At 34.6% G+C, this 16905-nt stretch carries 15 protein-coding genes and 1 tRNA gene; 3 read left to right on the forward strand and 13 right to left on the reverse strand.

Going from position 1 to position 16905, the window contains the following annotated elements; all coding sequences use genetic code 11:
• Positions 1–311 precede the first annotated feature (311 nt).
• From CIGNP91_RS04795 to ccoG, 5 genes are all read right to left on the reverse strand, one after another.
• Positions 312–1622 carry a hemolysin family protein gene (locus tag CIGNP91_RS04795; RefSeq protein WP_086253540.1) on the reverse strand — a complete coding sequence of 437 codons (1311 nt, stop codon included), beginning with the start codon at positions 1620–1622 and terminating at the stop codon, positions 312–314.
• Positions 1623–1703: 81 nt separating this feature from the next.
• Complete coding sequence (locus tag CIGNP91_RS04800; protein ID WP_086253541.1) at positions 1704–3107, reverse strand: efflux transporter outer membrane subunit; 1404 nt, start codon at positions 3105–3107, stop codon at positions 1704–1706.
• Positions 3100–6240: an efflux RND transporter permease subunit gene (locus tag CIGNP91_RS04805; protein WP_086253542.1), complete on the reverse strand. Its 3141-nt coding sequence runs from the start codon at positions 6238–6240 to the stop codon at positions 3100–3102. The genes CIGNP91_RS04800 and CIGNP91_RS04805 overlap by 8 nt, the downstream gene beginning before the upstream one ends.
• A complete protein-coding gene (locus CIGNP91_RS04810) occupies positions 6241–7314 on the reverse strand; it encodes an efflux RND transporter periplasmic adaptor subunit (protein ID WP_086253543.1) in 1074 nt (357 codons plus the stop codon).
• A 145-nt stretch (positions 7315–7459) separates the two neighbouring features.
• Positions 7460–8836, reverse strand: a complete 1377-nt coding sequence (gene ccoG / locus CIGNP91_RS04815) for a cytochrome c oxidase accessory protein CcoG (RefSeq protein WP_086253544.1) — start codon at positions 8834–8836, stop codon at positions 7460–7462.
• Positions 8837–8987: 151 nt separating this feature from the next.
• Here ccoG and rpsU point away from each other — a divergent pair, with 151 nt between their 5' ends.
• Entirely contained in the window at positions 8988–9200 is a 213-nt protein-coding gene (rpsU, locus tag CIGNP91_RS04820) for a 30S ribosomal protein S21 (protein WP_002848116.1), read from the forward strand.
• Between the two features lie 81 nt (positions 9201–9281).
• Here rpsU and CIGNP91_RS04825 read toward each other — a convergent pair.
• Positions 9282–9369, reverse strand: a tRNA-Ser gene (locus tag CIGNP91_RS04825).
• A 195-nt stretch (positions 9370–9564) separates the two neighbouring features.
• Here CIGNP91_RS04825 and moaC point away from each other — a divergent pair.
• Positions 9565–10041 (forward strand): cyclic pyranopterin monophosphate synthase MoaC, encoded by a 477-nt coding sequence (gene moaC, locus CIGNP91_RS04830; RefSeq protein WP_086253632.1) that lies wholly within the window; start codon positions 9565–9567, stop codon positions 10039–10041.
• The gene (locus CIGNP91_RS04835; protein WP_086225421.1) at positions 10034–10300 is read left to right on the forward strand and encodes an HP0495 family protein; all 267 of its coding nucleotides are present in this window, start codon (positions 10034–10036) and stop codon (positions 10298–10300) included. The genes moaC and CIGNP91_RS04835 overlap by 8 nt, the downstream gene beginning before the upstream one ends.
• Before the next feature lie 21 nt (positions 10301–10321).
• Here CIGNP91_RS04835 and tkt read toward each other — a convergent pair whose 3' ends face one another.
• From tkt to CIGNP91_RS04870, 7 genes are read right to left on the reverse strand one after another with little or no spacing between them, the layout of a single operon-like run.
• Positions 10322–12226: a transketolase gene (tkt, locus tag CIGNP91_RS04840; protein ID WP_086253545.1), complete on the reverse strand. Its 1905-nt coding sequence runs from the start codon at positions 12224–12226 to the stop codon at positions 10322–10324.
• A gap of 2 nt (positions 12227–12228) precedes the next feature.
• On the reverse strand, positions 12229–13056 hold the full coding sequence (locus tag CIGNP91_RS04845; protein WP_086253546.1) for a polyprenyl synthetase family protein: 828 nt from the start codon (positions 13054–13056) through the stop codon (positions 12229–12231).
• Positions 13053–14123 carry a DUF7488 domain-containing protein gene (locus CIGNP91_RS04850; RefSeq protein ID WP_086234743.1) on the reverse strand — a complete coding sequence of 357 codons (1071 nt, stop codon included), beginning with the start codon at positions 14121–14123 and terminating at the stop codon, positions 13053–13055. Before CIGNP91_RS04850 ends, CIGNP91_RS04845 begins: the two co-directional genes overlap by 4 nt.
• Positions 14120–14428, reverse strand: a complete 309-nt coding sequence (locus CIGNP91_RS04855) for a YbaB/EbfC family nucleoid-associated protein (protein WP_086226570.1) — start codon at positions 14426–14428, stop codon at positions 14120–14122. Before CIGNP91_RS04855 ends, CIGNP91_RS04850 begins: the two co-directional genes overlap by 4 nt.
• A gap of 55 nt (positions 14429–14483) precedes the next feature.
• A complete protein-coding gene (gene panD / locus CIGNP91_RS04860) occupies positions 14484–14831 on the reverse strand; it encodes an aspartate 1-decarboxylase (protein WP_086226571.1) in 348 nt (115 codons plus the stop codon).
• A gap of 2 nt (positions 14832–14833) precedes the next feature.
• Positions 14834–16105: a UDP-N-acetylmuramoyl-L-alanyl-D-glutamate--2,6-diaminopimelate ligase gene (locus tag CIGNP91_RS04865; protein WP_086253547.1), complete on the reverse strand. Its 1272-nt coding sequence runs from the start codon at positions 16103–16105 to the stop codon at positions 14834–14836.
• Positions 16086–16631 carry a hypothetical protein gene (locus tag CIGNP91_RS04870; protein WP_086253548.1) on the reverse strand — a complete coding sequence of 182 codons (546 nt, stop codon included), beginning with the start codon at positions 16629–16631 and terminating at the stop codon, positions 16086–16088. The genes CIGNP91_RS04865 and CIGNP91_RS04870 overlap by 20 nt, the downstream gene beginning before the upstream one ends.
• Positions 16632–16905 lie beyond the last annotated feature (274 nt).

A 16905-nucleotide genomic window follows, 5' to 3' on the forward strand; every position in this document is an offset into this window, starting at 1 on the left:
AATAAATTTGAGTAATTAATTAAATTTAGATTATATATTATAGATTTAGGCTAAGTGATTTTATAATTTTTAGAGTGGAATTTAGATTAGGTGAGATATTAAATATTATGGGGGTGTAATTTATTTGAGGGTTTTGGGGAGGTTAATGGGTTGGCTATGGATAAGAGTGAATTTGAGAGTTTTTGGTTTATATACTGTATTGGATTATAATAAAGTAAAAAGAAAATGAAAAATGGATGCAATTAAAGAAAAAAGCAATAAGAAAATTTAATTATAAATTTTGCTTATTGCTCAAATATTAAAGATGATTATTAATCAAAATCCTCTTCATCGCTACTTGAGTTTAGTAGTGTAACTTTAAGAGCTCCAATACTTGCTCCATCCATTTTAACAACTTCATATAAGCAGTTTTGATCCTCTATAGTATCGCCTACTACTGGTAGACGCTCAAATAAATTAAAGACATATCCGCCAATCGTAAGCTGCTCAGTCTCTTCATCAAAGCGAATTCTCATAATCTCCTCAACACCTTCAAGCTCAAATCTACCATTAAATTCATATGTATCATCGGAGATTTTTTTATAGCTTTGATCTTTATCATCGTGTTCGTCATTGATATCGCCTACGATCTCTTCAATGATATCTTCCATAGTTACTAATCCAGCAGTTCCGCCATACTCATCAACAACTAGTGCAGCTGAGATTCTATCTTTATTCATCATTACAAGAATCTTTGAAATTGAACTATTTTCAGGTACAATAATAAGCTTTCTTACTATTTTATCAAGATTTTCTATCTTGCCATCTAGGTCGTTTTGCAATATATCTCTAATGTGAATCATGCCCAAAACGCTATCTTTGCTACCATCTATATATGGAAATCTAGTATATTTGCTTTGGCTTACAATTCTCATATTCTCTTCAAAGCTTAATCTTTTATTTAAGCAGATCACATCTTTACGAGGCGTCATAATTTCTTTGGCTACTGTATCGCTAAAATCCACAGCATTTTTGATTATTTCGCTCTCCATACTATCTAAAACACCGCCTTTTAAGCTCTCTCCGACTATGATTTTAATCTCTTCTTCTGAGTGTGCTAACTCGCTCTCTCTAGCAGGTCTAATACCAATAAGCTTTAAAAACATAGCCGCTACAAAATCAAATGTGCGAATAACAGGAAAAAATATAAGCCAAAAAAAGTATAATGGTCTAGCGACCAAAAGTACGGCTTGTTCGGCTTTGGCTATTGCTACTGATTTTGGCACTAGCTCGCCTAAGACAACATGTAAAAGAGTGATGAAGCTAAAAGCAATAACAAAAGATACCGTGTGTAAAGTAGTGGTATTATCAATATCAAATATAATTTTTAATGGCTCTCTGATGATATCGGCCACAGCTGGCTCGCCGATCCAACCAAGTGCAAGAGAGCTAAGTGTAATGCCAAGCTGCGTGGCACTAAGATAGGTATCTAGGGAATTTGACATTCTTAGAGCGAGTTTGGCATTGGGGCGTTTTTCTTTGACAAGCTCCTCTAAGCGTGATCTTCTAACCTTAACAATACAAAATTCAGATAAAACAAAAAAGCCATTTAAAAGTATAAAAATGGCCGCCAATATTATCATAATAATGGGGTAAGTATCCAATTCTTTTCCTTAAAAAAATTTAAAATGGCTCAATTATAGCATATTTAGTTGAAATTTAATTTAATTTTGCGAATTTACATTTATGCCTAAAAGCTCTTTAGTTTCCTCATCGCTCTCATACTCAAATCCACCGCCAAAGGCCTTAAATACGGCAACTACACTATTTGCAGCCTCTAAATTTGCACTTGTTAAACTAAGCTTTGCTGATAATAAACTTCTTTGAGAGTCCAAAAGCTCTAGATGGCTACTATATCCAGCATCATAGCGACTTTGAGCTATATCATAGACCTTTTGTTGACTAGCGACTAAATTTGCCGTGCTTTGGGCTTTTATCATTGAGTTTTTTCTACTATCAAGTGCGGTTCTAATCTCGCTAAAAGCATTTTTAACCGCTTTATCATAAGCCAAAAAAGATGCGTTTTGTTCTAAATTTGCAATCTCAACACTATTATATGTTCTTCCAAAATCAAGAAGTGGCCCAATAAGACTTCCGCCTACGCTCCAAATAGATTTATTAACGCTTATTAGATTATCTAAATCTGCACTTGAATATCCAAAGATACCAGTAAGTGATATTTTTGGTAGCCACTGAGTTCTAGCTACACCAACTAGATAATTACTCGATTTTAGCCTCTCTAACGCACTTGCGACATCAGCCCTTTTTAATAATATATCTGAACTAATCCCACTTGGAACTTGTGGTAAATTTGGCAATCTAGTTGCGACATTTATATCAGAGTATAAAATTTCATCTAGACTTCCACCAACTAAAATAGCAAGGGCTGAATTGGCTTGTGAAATTTGAGTTTGTAATCCGGCTAGCTGGGCCCTAGCTTCATCTGCGGTTGCTACTGTTTGGGCATATACTAGCTCATCTATTTCACCACTAGCTAATTGCATAGCCCTATACTCTACACTTTGGATATATGAGATTAGGGTATCTTTTAAAATTTGCTCTTGTTCTCTTAATGAAATTAGCAAAAAATAGGCATTAGCCACACTACTTGCTAAACTAATTCTAGCACTTTCATAATCAAATTTAGTAGCATTATATGCTGCTTCACTCGCATTTGCAGTATTGCGAACTCTACCCCATAAATCCAACTCATAGCTTAATACTGCACTAAGAGAGAATTGTTCAACAGTAGGATTATTATAGCCTTTATCGCTCTTGCTAGCTTCACCTTGCAAAGATATATTTGGTAAATACTCTATTCTATCAAGTCTTAGGGCAATTCTAGATTTTTCTATATTATTTAATGCAATTAACAAATCACTATTATTTTGCAGCGCTTTTTGAATGAGTAAATTTAGCCTCTCATCACCAAAACTCTCCCACCAACTCTCATTGATGCTATAAACATCCATTTGATATCTATACTCTTGCTGTATTTCAATCATATCAGGACGAAGAGAGCAGCCACTTATAATAGCTGCTATTAATATTGTAATAACCTTATTCATCTTTTGCTCCAAATTTAGCTCGTTTTCTATCTAGCCACTCATTGAAACTTTCTAATATATAGAAAAATAGTGGCACAAAGAATATCGCAATAGTAGATGCTGCTATCATACCACCGATAACGCCAGTGCCTAATGCGTGGCGTGATGCTGCTCCAGCGCCGGTAGCTAAGGCCATAGGCAATACCCCAAGAGTAAATGCCAAAGAGGTCATAATAATCGGCCTAAATCTCATCTTAGACGCACTAATGGCAGCGTCTTTTATACTTTTGCCTGCTAAATGCTCTTGCATAGCAAATTCAACTATCAAAATTGCATTTTTAGCTGCCAAACCTATTAAAAGAAGTAACCCAATCTCAAAATAAACATCGTTGCTAAGCCCTCTTAAATATGTAAATGCTAACGCTCCAAATACAGAAAATGGCACAGCTGTTACAACCGCTAGTGGCATTAGCCATCTCTCATACTGTGCTGCAAGAATCAAAAATACAAATATAAGTCCAAACACAAAAGCTTGAGCGCCCTTGCCAGTACTGCTAACTTCTTGATATGCCGATCCTGCCCAGCCTATATTATACTCTTTACCAAGCTCCTCTTTAATGATTCTTTCAATCTCTTTAATAGAATCACCTGAAGTGTATCCAGGTCTTGGCTCACCCATAATCTTAGCTGCTGGGAAACCATTAAATCTATCAACATTATCAGGCCCCAAACCTCTTGTAAGAGTCATAATAGAATCTAATGGTACTAAATCACCGCTTCTACTACGTACATAAAGCAATCCTAAATCTTCAGGCGAATCTCTATAACTCTCATATGCTCTAATATTTACTTTATATGTTTTACCAAGAATATTAAAATCATTTACATAATACTGACCGATAGTTGAATTTATCGTATCAAATATATCGCTAAATGAGATTCCCATCATCTTGATTTTCTCTCTATCTAAAGTTAAATTATATAGAGGGAAATTTGTATCTAGCGTGGTTCTAACTTGAGTTAAAACCGGGCTTTGATTTGCTTTAGCCACAACTCTTTGTACATCAGCTTCTATTTGATTATAGTTTTTACCTGTGATATTTTGCGCATAAAGCTCAAATCCTCCAGTCATTGATAATCCCATAATAGGAGGTGGAGTCGTAACAAAGGCTAATGAGTTTCTATCAGAACCATATAGAGTTCCCATAAACTGCCCTGCTATTGTCGCAGCTGCATTCTCTTTACCTGGACGCTCATCCCACGGCTGAAGTGTGATAAACATCATACCAGCATTTTCTCTAAGCGATCCAGCCATCATATCATAGCCTGTTAGTGTAGTAACACTTTTTACATTTGGATTTTTAGATACTATACTCTCTATAAACGCAGCATCTTCAAGCGTTCTAGGTAGAGTAGATGCCGGAGGTAGATTGATAATAGTTAATACACTACCTTTATCCTCAGCTGGTACAAGCCCGCTAGGAATAACCTTAAATAGCTCAATCATCATAAATATAATAATCGCTACACTAATCAAACTAATAATAACGTGACGTAAAATCTTAGCTACACCAGCAGAGAAAATCCTAGTCGAAAAATCAAAAAATTCATTAAATTTACGAACAAACCAAAATGGTGGTTTCTCTTTTTTGCGTAAAATTATTGCACAAAGCGCAGGTGTAAGAGTAAGTGCTACTAACCCAGAAATACATACAGAGACAACTAGTGTAAGCGCAAACTGCCTTTGTATCACGCCTACAAAGCCCTCCATAAATGCAACCGGAATAAATACCGCTGAAAGAACTAGTACAATAGATATAACCGGTGCCATAATCTCATCCATGGCCTTGATGGTAGCCTCTTTGACACTTAAATTTGGCTCTTCGTGAAGTATCCGCTCGACATTTTCTATAACAATAATAGCATCATCAACGACAATTCCAATTGCTAAAATAAGTGCAAAAAGTGTAATTAAATTTACTGAAAATCCCATTACATAAATTCCAGCAAACGCACCTAAAATTGATACTGGAACAGTAAGTAGCGGAATAAATGTAGCCCTAATATTTCCAAGGAACATATAAATAACAATTACAACTAAAATAATAGCCTCTATAAAAGTCTTAACAACCTCATCAATTGAAACTTGAACAAACTCAGTCGTATCATATGCTATTCTATAAGTCATATCTCCTGGAAAATTATCTTTTAACTCTTCAACTCTGGCTTGAACTGCTTGGGCGGTTTCTAAAGCATTGGCTCCACTTTGTAAAAATATAAGTACTGGAACCATACTACCGCCATTAAAGCGTCCAGAAAATGCATAACTTTGAGCTCCAAGCTCAATATTAGCAACATCTTTTAACTTAATAATATTTCCGTTTAAATCAGCTCTAATTATAATATTTTCAAATTCGCTAATTTGAGTTAGTCTTCCTTCTGGCTTAATAGAATATACATATGGATTTCCAGTAGCCATAGGTTGTTCGCCTATCTTTCCAGCTGCATATTGTGAGTTTTGTTCTTTGATAGCATTAATTACTTCATTAACAGTCATATCATAATGCTTTAATAAATCTGGCTTTATCCATACTCTCATAGAGTACTCTTTATTACCAATTACAACAGCATCACCTACACCCTTAACGCGTTTTAACTCATCAGCAACATTGATACTTACATAATTAGATAGCTCAGTATCGTTCATCTTTTTACTTGGGTCATAAAAAGCCAAAACCTCTAAGATATTGCTACTTCTTTCATCTACTTTTACACCGACTCTACGAACTTCTTCTGGAAGTTTTGATAAAATTGGACTTACTCTATTATTTACATTTACTGAAGCAGTTTGAGGATCTGTGCCAATCTCAAAGAAAATATTTAAGCTCATTGTACCAGCTGAACTTGATGTACTTTGCATATATATCATATCATCAACGCCATTTATAGCCTCTTCTAATGGAGCTGCAACTGCACTTGCGATAGTTTGAGCATCTGCGCCACTATATGTAGCTTGCACCACAATTTGTGGTGGCGTAAGCTGTGGATACTCCTCTATAGCAGCATTTTTAAGACCGATAAGACCTGCTAAAACTATAATAATAGATATTACGCAGGCAAAAACTGGACGATTGATAAAAAATTTAGAAAACATCTACTCGCCTTTTGTTTCTACTATTTGGACTGATGAGCCATCTTGAATCTTTTTAAAATTATCCAAAATTACCTTATCTCCATCTTTTAATCCACTTGATACAACAACACTAATGGCATCTTGAGAGGCTATTTTAATAGCTCTTTTTGATACTTTGCCATTTTCTACTACATATACAAACGGATTTACTAAATCTTGTAATACTGCAATTTGTGGGATTTTAAATCCATCTTTTTGATAAAATCCATATACTTTTACAGCAGCAAATACGCCTGGGCGAATTTGAGTTTGATTATTATCAAATTTAGCTTTTGCTTTTACAGTGCCGCTTTTTGAATCTACTACGCTATCAAGAAAGCTTATAGTTCCATTATACTCATTACCATTGGCTAACTTTATCTGCACTGTTGAATGTAGCTGTTTCCACTGTCCACTTTTGCTTTTTTCATCAATATCAAGCCTATCACGATCTGATATTCCAAATTCAATAAATATTGGATTTAATTTTGTGATTCGAACTAAATCATTATCGGTAGTGCTAACATATGAACCAACATCTTTAAGTGTATCGCCAATAACTCCATCAAAAGGCGCAGTCACCACAGAGTAATCTAAATCAATTTTAGCGTTATTTAAATTTGCTAAAGCTGAGCCGTATGCGCTACTAGCTGCGTCAAATTCCTTAGCCGATATTGCATTTTTAGCTTTTAGATTTACTGCTCTATCATATTGAGCTTTAGCGTTTTTAAAATTTGCTAATCTATCATTATAGATTGCTCTATATTTTGATTCATCAATTTGATATAGTTTATCGCCTTGCTTAACCATACTACCTGGAGTAAAAAACTGCTTTTCAATAGAGCCAGTTACCTTGCCTTTGATTATTACATCCATCTCGCTTACAACTTGACCGTTAAATTCAAGATTAATAGGAATATCGCCCATTTTTGCTACAGTTACACTTACTGGAAGTGCTCGAGCGGCTTGTGGAGCATTGCTTTTTTTGCTATCACTGCAACCTACTATCATCAAAGCAGCAAAGCCAAGAGTTAAAAATTTACCAAATTTATTCATAATAATAACCTTTCAAATTGCGTATTTGAACTGAATTAAATTTTGGTATTCTACAAAAATTTTTGTTAATAAAAAATTAATATGGTAAATTATTTTTGATATTCATTATCTAAAAGGAGAGCAATTACTCTCCTTTTAGGTGAATTTATTTTGATTGTATAGCTTTTTCTAGCTCAATCTGCTTAGGATATACAAAGATAGTTTTGCGATCAACACTAATTGTCTCCTTAGCATCTTTGGTATATGCATTAATTGTAATATCTATTGGAGTATCTCGTCTTGTATCATCTACTAGCGTCTGTGTTGTGCTTAATACCACAATTACTTTTTTCTTTCCACCAGCTTTTAATTTAATAGGCTCAAGTGGTCTATCGATTTTAATTCTAGTCTCATTGATATCAAAATAGTATGAATGCTCAACATTATCAGTATTTTGTATTAAAAATGTATATGCATTTTGCACTTTTGGTGTATTATCATCAAGTACCTTAATACTATAAAGTTGAGTAGCCCTATTTATATTTAATAACATATGCTCTTTTTTGGTTGTCATTAGCCCTAGCGCAATCACAGCAATAGATAATGCAATCATATAGCCAATTGTTCTAAATCTAAAATATTTAACCTTACTTCTAGTTTTAATAGCCTTAGCGCTAGTCCAATTAATTAAGCTCTCTTTGCCTAGTTTGCCCATTACCTCGCTACAAGCATCACTACATTCAAGACAGTTAATACACTCAAGCTGCATACCTTTTCTAATATCTATATGAGTTGGGCATACTCTTACACAAGCCTCACAACCTATACACTCAGCACCTGGAGTAGTTGGCTTTTTACCTAATTTTGTATGGCCATCATATAATTTACCTCCACGATTTTCATCATAAATCACCTGAATTGTATCATTGTCAAACATAACGCTTTGCACTCTAGCATACGGGCAAACATATATACAAAAATTCTCAGCCAAAAACACCACATCAAAAACTAAAAATGTTGTAATACCTATTAAAATTCCAACTAAAAGCTTATGCTCGGCTGGATTAGCAAGATAAGTAAAAAAATCCTCAGGTGGTACAAAATACCACATAAAATTACTCGCAGCTATGAAAGCTAGAGCTATCCAGATGATTACTGATATAAATTTTTTAATGATATTTTCATCAAATTCTTTTTGTTTATCTTTGATATTTTTGCGAATTTTAAGTATTTTGGTGCAGATTAAATCCCTATAAATCACACGAAATATCGTCTGCGGACAGGTCCATCCACACCAAACCCTACCGCCCAAAGTAGTGAGAAAAAATATACTCAAAAACAAAATAATAAGCAAAAACGGCATTAAATAGAGCTCTTGCATATCAAAAGCAGTAAAAAATAGATGGAGTTGCTTTTTATCAAAACTAAGCAAAAATAGATGATTGCCATTAATGCGGATAAATGGAAGCACCAAAGCGACAATCGTAACGATCAAATACCCAATATATCGCCGTTTGGTATAGTGTGTAGGCGTACAAGACATTGATAATTCCTTATTGATTTTTGGCGTAATTATAACCTTATTATATTAAAATATAGTTAAATCAAATTTTATTATTTGTTTAAGAAATTTAAATTTAAGTTATTTTTGGTTATAATCACCGCTCAAATTTTAACGAAAGGTGGTGAGGATCGTGCCAGGAGTTAAGGTACATCCAAATGAGTCTTTTGATGAAGCATATAGACGCTTTAAAAAACAAACTGACCGTAACTTAGTTGTTACTGAAGTTCGTGCTAGACGCTTTTTTGAGCCTATGACTGAAATTCGTAAAAAACAAAAAATCTCAGCTCGTAAAAAAATGCTTAAAAGGCTTTATATGCTTAGACGCTATGAGTCAAGACTCTAATGCCATAGGCCGCTTCGGCGGTCTTTTTATTATTTAAATAATCCATATAAATTAAAACTTTAATATATTTTTTATAATTCATGGCGGACAGAGAGGGATTTGAACCCCCGAAGGCTTTCACCTTACACGCGTTCCAGGCGTGCTCCTTCAACCACTCGGACATCTGCCCAAAACAATAAGTAAAATAAATACTGGTTAAAAACGGATAAAACACCCACTCAAAAGAGCGAGTGTCTTTACAAAAAGGAGGTTATTTGTTTAGGAGCTTTAATTATATAATTAATTTTTTAATATATGATAAATATAAGATAAAATGAAAATAATTAAGATAAAATTTGATATAATCAATCAAAAAAGGATAAAAATGCTAACACATTTAAATGAAAAAAATATACCCAAAATGGTAGATGTAGGCGATAAAGATACCACCAAAAGAGTCGCAATCGCTAGTGGCACTATCACAATGTCGCAAGAAGCTTACAATGCGATTAAGCAAAACACAGGTAAAAAGGGCCCTGTCTTACAAACTGCTGTTATCGCTGCAATTATGGGGGCTAAACGCACTAGCGAGCTAATTCCTATGTGCCATCCACTTTATATAAATTCAGTTGATATCAATATAGAAGATATGCCAAATTTGCCAGGTTTTAAGCTCATTTCTAAGGTTATAACTCATGGTAAAACAGGCGTAGAGATGGAGGCTTTAAACAGTGTTAGTATTGGGCTTTTGACTATTTATGATATGATAAAAGCTATTGATAAATCCATGGTAATTAGCAATATAACTCTAGAATCTAAAAGTGGCGGTAAAAGTGGAGAATATAGGAGAAATGATGGCTGAAATTTGCGATTTTAATAATAAAAAACCAGAAATAATCTATCCAATATTTTGGGAATATAAGGTAATATTTGATAGTTTAAGCGATGAAAAAAGCATTATAAAAGAGTGCGTAGGTGATAGAGAATACAAACTTCAAAGCTCTCACACTAGTAAAAATGCCAAATTCAAAAGCTTTAATCTAAGTGTATTAGTAAATAACAACACAGAGCGTTTAGAGCTATTTACTCTACTTAAAAAACACTCTAAATTTGTATTATAACTCTAGCCAATTGGCTAGAGTTTATTTGATCATCTCTTTAGCGATATTAGCTACATTTGTAGCACTAAATCCAAAATATTTAAATAGCTCATCAGCTGGAGCTGAAGCACCAAATGAACTCATTCCAAGCACATTATCAGCAAATTTATACCACTCAAGCGCACTTGCTGCCTCTACGGCTAAAATTTTAGTATTAGGCGAAAATATACGCTTGATATAATCATCATCTTGCTCGCATAAAAGCTCAAAGCAAGGCGCAGAGACGACATTTACGCCAATACCACTATTTTCTAATAATTTAGATGCTTCAAGGCATAATCCAACCTCACTACCGCTAGCTACTAGTGTAATTTGCGGATTTTGGCTCTCTTGGATGAGATAAGCACCATTTGCCACGCCACCAAATTTAGGCTCATCTAATGGATTTAATCCCTGTCTTGAACAGACAAAAGCACACGGCGCATTGAGCCTAAGCGCAACCTTCCAGCACTCTACATTTTCCACGCCATCAGCTGGGCGAAATGTATAGAAATTCGGCATTGCTCTAAATGTACTAAGCTGCTCAATTGGCTCATGTGTTGGGCCATCTTCACCTACTCCGATACTATCGTGCGTCCAGATAAAATAGTGTTTAAGTCTCATTAACGCCGCAAGTCTAGCTCCAGCTTTGAGATAGTCGCTAAATATAAAAAATGTCGCACTAAATGGGATGAAAATTCCATACCTAGCATAGGCATTACAGATCGCAGCCATAGCGTGTTCTCTGATACCAAAGTGTAGATTTTTGCCGTTTGGATACTCACCAAAGCCCTTTAACTCTGTTTTATTACTAGGCGCTAAATCTGCACTACCACCTATAAAACCTGGCAAAGCAGCGGCGATAGCGTTTAAAATTTTACCATTACTATCTCTTGTAGCTATCTTTTGAGCGTTAAAAACAGGAAATTCTATCTTGCTAAAATCAGGATTTAAAAGTGAATTCAACAGCTCTTTTTTATCTTGGCTTAACTCGCTTACTTTCTTATCCCATAAAGCATTTGCCAAATCACCCCTTTCTAAGGCTAGATTAAACCAAAATTTCACATCATCATCTACAAAAAAACTCAAATTCGGATCAAATCCGGCCGCTTCTTTAGCCTTAGCGATAATCTCAGCACCAAGCGGAGCGCCATGAGCGTGGTGGCTCCCTTCTAGCTCGCCAGCGCCTTTAGCGATTTTGGTTTTGGCTATTATTAGATATGGCTTGGTTTTGTGTTTGGCTTCATTTAGGGCAAATTCAATCTCATCATAGCAATGACCATCTATCTTAGCTACCTCAAATCCAGCCGCTTCAAATCTCACCTTTACATCCTCAGACCACGCTATAGCTGTATCTCCTTCAATGGTAATCTCATTGCTATCATAGATTATTACTAAATTATCCAAATTATGCTTACCCGCAAGCGCACAGGCCTCATAGCTAATCCCTTCTTGTAAATCGCCATCTCCACATAGACAATAGATCTTGTGATTTATGATATCACTACCTAGCAAATTCGCAGCCGATTTAGCCGCCATAGCAAAGCCAACAGCATTTGCCACGCCCTGGCCAAGAGGCCCCGTAGCGATCTCTACACCAGCAGTCTCGATCTCGGGATGGCCTGGAGTCTTAGAGTGGAGTTGGCGAAACGCCTTTAAATCATCTAAGCTAATATCATATCCACTAAGATATAAAAAGCTATAAACCAAGCTACTAGCATGACCACCACTAAAGATCAATCTATCTCTATTTAACCAAGATGGGTTTTTGGGATTGTGATTTAGATGAGTGCTTAAAACCGCAATTATATCAGCTAGCCCCATCGGTGCGCCTGGGTGACCTGAATTTGCTTTTTGTACCATGTCAGCACATAAAAATCTTATTGTATCGGCCTGTTTTTTATACATTTTTATCCTTTTAGGTATTTGTTTATTAAGTTTGTAACCAACTCTTTTACATCTTGATTTTGAATTTGATTGATAATTTGCTTTTCTAGCTCATCTCTAGCTTCTATGGCTTTATCAACACCAAGTAAATTTGTAAATGAGTTTTTGGAACTATCATTATTTGTAGGTTTTCCAGCTTTATCGCTACTACTTGTAGCATCTATTATATCATCGTGAATTTGAAATGCAAGACCTAGTTTTAAACCAGCCTTATATATATCATTAGACTCTTCATCACTTGCACCAGCTACTATTGCACCAATTTGCATACTTGCAGCAATTAATGCACCTGTTTTATGCAAATGTAAAAACTCAAGCTCATCTAAGCTTAATTTTTTATTTTCAAAATAGCAATCAATGGCTTGACCAATTACCATTCCATCAAGACCGCCATTTTTACTTAATACTTGTATGCATTTTATAGCAATGTGTGGCGGTAAATTTGAATTAGCCAACACTCCAAATGCTGCAGTATTTAGTGCATCTCCAGCTAAGATTGCAGTAACCTCATCATATTTTACATGCAAGGTTGGCACACCACGGCGAAGATTAGCATTATCCATCGCTGGAAGATCATCGTGAATGAGCGAATATGTATGCAAAAGCTCCACAGCTAAAGCTGCTGCATATGGATCGCACAATGGATTAATGGCCTTTGCAGTGCCTATAACTAATTGGGCACGAAAATGCTTTCCTCCAGCTTTTAAAACCCAAGCAAGAGCCTCATTAAAATATGGATGAAAACTCTCTACGCTAGGCAAATTTGATTCTAGATACTCTAGAAAGCTCATCTATTTACTCGCACAAAAAACTGAAAATCATCTCTAGAAACTAAAATATATACTAATCCACTTTTATTTTTCATTAACTCATCTATTTTAGAAATACTTTTAATTGCTACGCCATCAATTTGCATAATCTTATCACCAGCTTTTAGTCCTAATTTTGCAGCTTTTGAATTAGCCTTAATGCTTGTAATAACTAATGATTTATTCAAGCTAGCACCAAATTCAGATGAAAATTTAGACTTTGGCTGTGTTTTTTTAATTGCAGTTTTATTGCTCTCAGCTTCTTTTATATCTAAATTTTTAACTGTAATATTTGCCATTTTTACATCGTAGCTTAGTGGTTTTCCATCACGCTTTATCTCAAATTTAAGCACCGAACCCTTATCAGCAAATAGCACCATCTCATTTATTTCTCTTAAATTTTTTGGCGTTTTGCCATTTACTGAGACGACTATATCAGAGCTTTTAAGCTCCTTGCCTGAACCAAATGGATTTACACTTTGAACTTTTATAGTAGCATTATCTTCGCTAAATTTAACTCCAATATCACCATAATACACATCGTCATATCGCATAAAATGCTTTAAATATCTATTTGGAATAAATTTATCATCGCCTAGGCTAATTCCTACCATTGAAGCGCAATCGCATACTAGCATTCCAACCTTACCTGTTTTAAAGCTAAGCTCATCAAATTGACCTAATTCACTACCAAAACTCTTAATATGCCCCATATTTGTAATGTTTTCTTGTAGCGTCATAACCCACATATCTTGCTTACTATCGAGCTCATCAAGCATAAATGCACCACGCAAAGAAAACCCTGGTCTAACCAAATATAGCCCTAAATATGGGTCAAATTTAATATAATCCTTTTTATTTAGCGGGTTTGCCTTATCATAAACAACAGCAGCATATTCGCCATTTAAAGAGATTGCTATTTGATCTTTGTAGTTAAACTGCGACTCACGCATTTTATCATAAATCGCCGTTCTATCAGCGATTGTCGGCTCTGGGGCGGCATGCAAAATCGCCCCAACCACTAAAATAGCAGCCAAAATCTTTCTCACCTTATACCTCCAAAACCGCCAAGTAAAGATGCGGCTGCATTTTGCTTTTCATCGTTAGCTAGTTTAATAGCATCATTCACAGCTGAAATTAGCAAAATTTGCAAGCTATCCTTATCTTCAAGCAAGGAATCATCTATGCAAATATCTAGAATTTCGGCCTTGCCATTAATCTTAACACTAATTAATCCACCGCCTGATTTACTCTCAAACTCTTTTGCGGCAATCTGCGCCTCAAATTCGCTTGCTTTTTGCTGGGCTTGAGCCAACATTTCACCCATTTTTGAAAAATCAAAATCCTTAAACATATTTAACCTTTAAATTTTGGCGATTATAACAAATGAGCCATTAAATTTGGCTTTTTTAGTCATCTATTTTATTATTTGAATCTACATGAACAATAGTTGGTTTAAATTTTTTAGCCTTTTTTACACTCATTGTAGCATAGCTAACTATTATAATAATATCACCTATACAAACCTTTCTAGCAGCTGCTCCATTTAAGCATATTTCGCCCTCTTTTTCCCCTTTTATTACATAAGTTGCAAATCTCTCACCATTATTTACATCTAAGATTTCAACCTTTTGAAATTCGATTAAATTTGCAGCCTTCATCAGATTTTCATCAATTGTAATAGAGCCTACATAGTTTAAATTTGCATCAGTTACTGTGGCTCTGTGAATTTTGCTAGCTAGCATCTGTATTTTCATTTTTATCCTTTATTGCTTAATATTTCTTTTACTATTTTTTGATCGCTAAATGGATACTTTATCCCATTTATCTCTTGATAATCCTCATCTCCCTTACCTAAAATGAGTAAAACTTCGCCATTTTGTATATCCATTGCCCTTTTAATAGCCTCTTTACGATCGGTAATTTTAATGGTATTTGGCGGCATTTTAGAAGCAACTTGTTCTATTATTGAATTTGGATCTTCGCTACGAGGATTATCGCTTGTTACGATTGCAACCTTAGCATATTTTGCAACTATTTGTCCCATTATAGCTCGCTTACTTTTATCTCTATCACCACCAGCACCAAAGACTACTATCAACTCTCTTTCTGTTACGGAGCTTAAAACTTTTTCTATCCCATCTGGTGTATGTGCAAAATCTACAATAATATCAGGAGATACTATCTCCATTCTACCAGCTACTCCACTAAAGCCTTTTAGAGCATTGCAAATAGATTGCAGGTCTAAATTTAGCAACTTCTTGCTTGCAGCAATAACGCCAAGAGCATTATAAAGATTAAATTTGCCATGCAAATTTAGGCTTAAATTTGCTATTTCGCTCTTGCTTTGTATAGTTGCTATTATGCCATCTTTTAACTCAAAATTACTAGCGATTATGTTGCCGTTTTTTAATGAGTAGGTAAGCGCATTTAAAGCATTATAGCTAATATTTTTATCATCGCAATTTATAATTTTATCGCTTGAATCTGATAAAAAGCTTGATTTTACTCTAGCGTACTCATCAAAGCTTTTATGAAAATCTAAATGGTCTTGACTTAAATTCGTAAAAATTTTTAAAGCAAATTCTAGCCCTTCAATACGATTTTGTGCTATAGCATGAGAGCTAACCTCCATTATAAAATATTTACAATCACATTCAACTGCTTCTTTTATATAGCTTAGAGTCTCTAGAATTTGACTAGTTGTCAACCCTTTTTTAGCAATCTGCCTACCATCTACAAATGATCCACATGTCCCACTAATAGCACATTTATAGCCCAAATTTGAGAGGGTATGAGCAAGTAAAAACGCTGTTGTAGTCTTGCCATTTGTACCTGTAATTCCAATAATTTTTATACGTTCTTTAAGTCCTAAAATCTCTATAGCTTGTCGTGGGCTAATTAGTTTTGCTCCAGCATCTAGTGCATCATCTGCATATTTTGAATTTGAATTAGTAACTACAAAATAAGCCCCAGTCGTAACATCATTAGAATTATCAGTTAAAAATCCATTATTTAAGGCTATTTTCATCTTTATCCTTAATCTTTTCTAGCATAATTGCTAAGCGCTCATCTCCTGCAAACATCTTAGTTGAACCCTCTAAATACTTTAGTCCAATATCCGTAAATCCATTATCTACAAGGAAATTTACCAGCTCAAAAAGCTCATCTTTATGCATAATTATGATTTTAGTTGAAAATAAAATGCTCTCAAATAGACTTTTAAAATTATTTTCATTTAACAAATTTTTAAAATCAGCATAAGTAATAGCATTTTGGCTTTCAATCTCCATATTGCTCTCTTGGGCTGAGCTTTGCATAATCTCAATCATCTCATTAAATATTTGCGTATTGTCATCTTGAGCTGGATCAAAGTATATCGCAAAGAGCGAGAAAGCATCATTTGGATTATCCTTTGCTATATCGCAAAACTCAATAAATGCAAGCAACTCATCGCTTGGCAATTTATTATACGCCATGCTAAGGCTTATTTTAGCTAGCTCAAATTGACCTTGCTTAAATAATTTTATCGCAATTTCTTTGTAATTTTGCTCCATCTATTCCCCTGGATATAGCATAAATTTAAAAAAATTTTGACTAATTATACACAAAATATAAAAAATTTAGATTAAATAGAGCCTATTTTTAGGCTCTATTAATAGAATTTATAAGTAGTTCTAAAGTTTGTGCTATAGATTTTATCATCGCTATTTATATCATCGCCTAGGTTTAAATTTCAACTTAGATTTTAGTTGCATTAGTAGATGCTATAACCACATACCAAAAGAGATAATTCAAAATTTACCATTTTCACTGCTTAAGAGTAAAAAT

Origin of the sequence: Campylobacter sp. P091, assembly GCF_002138935.1 — a bacterium.
GTDB lineage: Bacteria > Campylobacterota > Campylobacteria > Campylobacterales > Campylobacteraceae > Campylobacter > Campylobacter devanensis.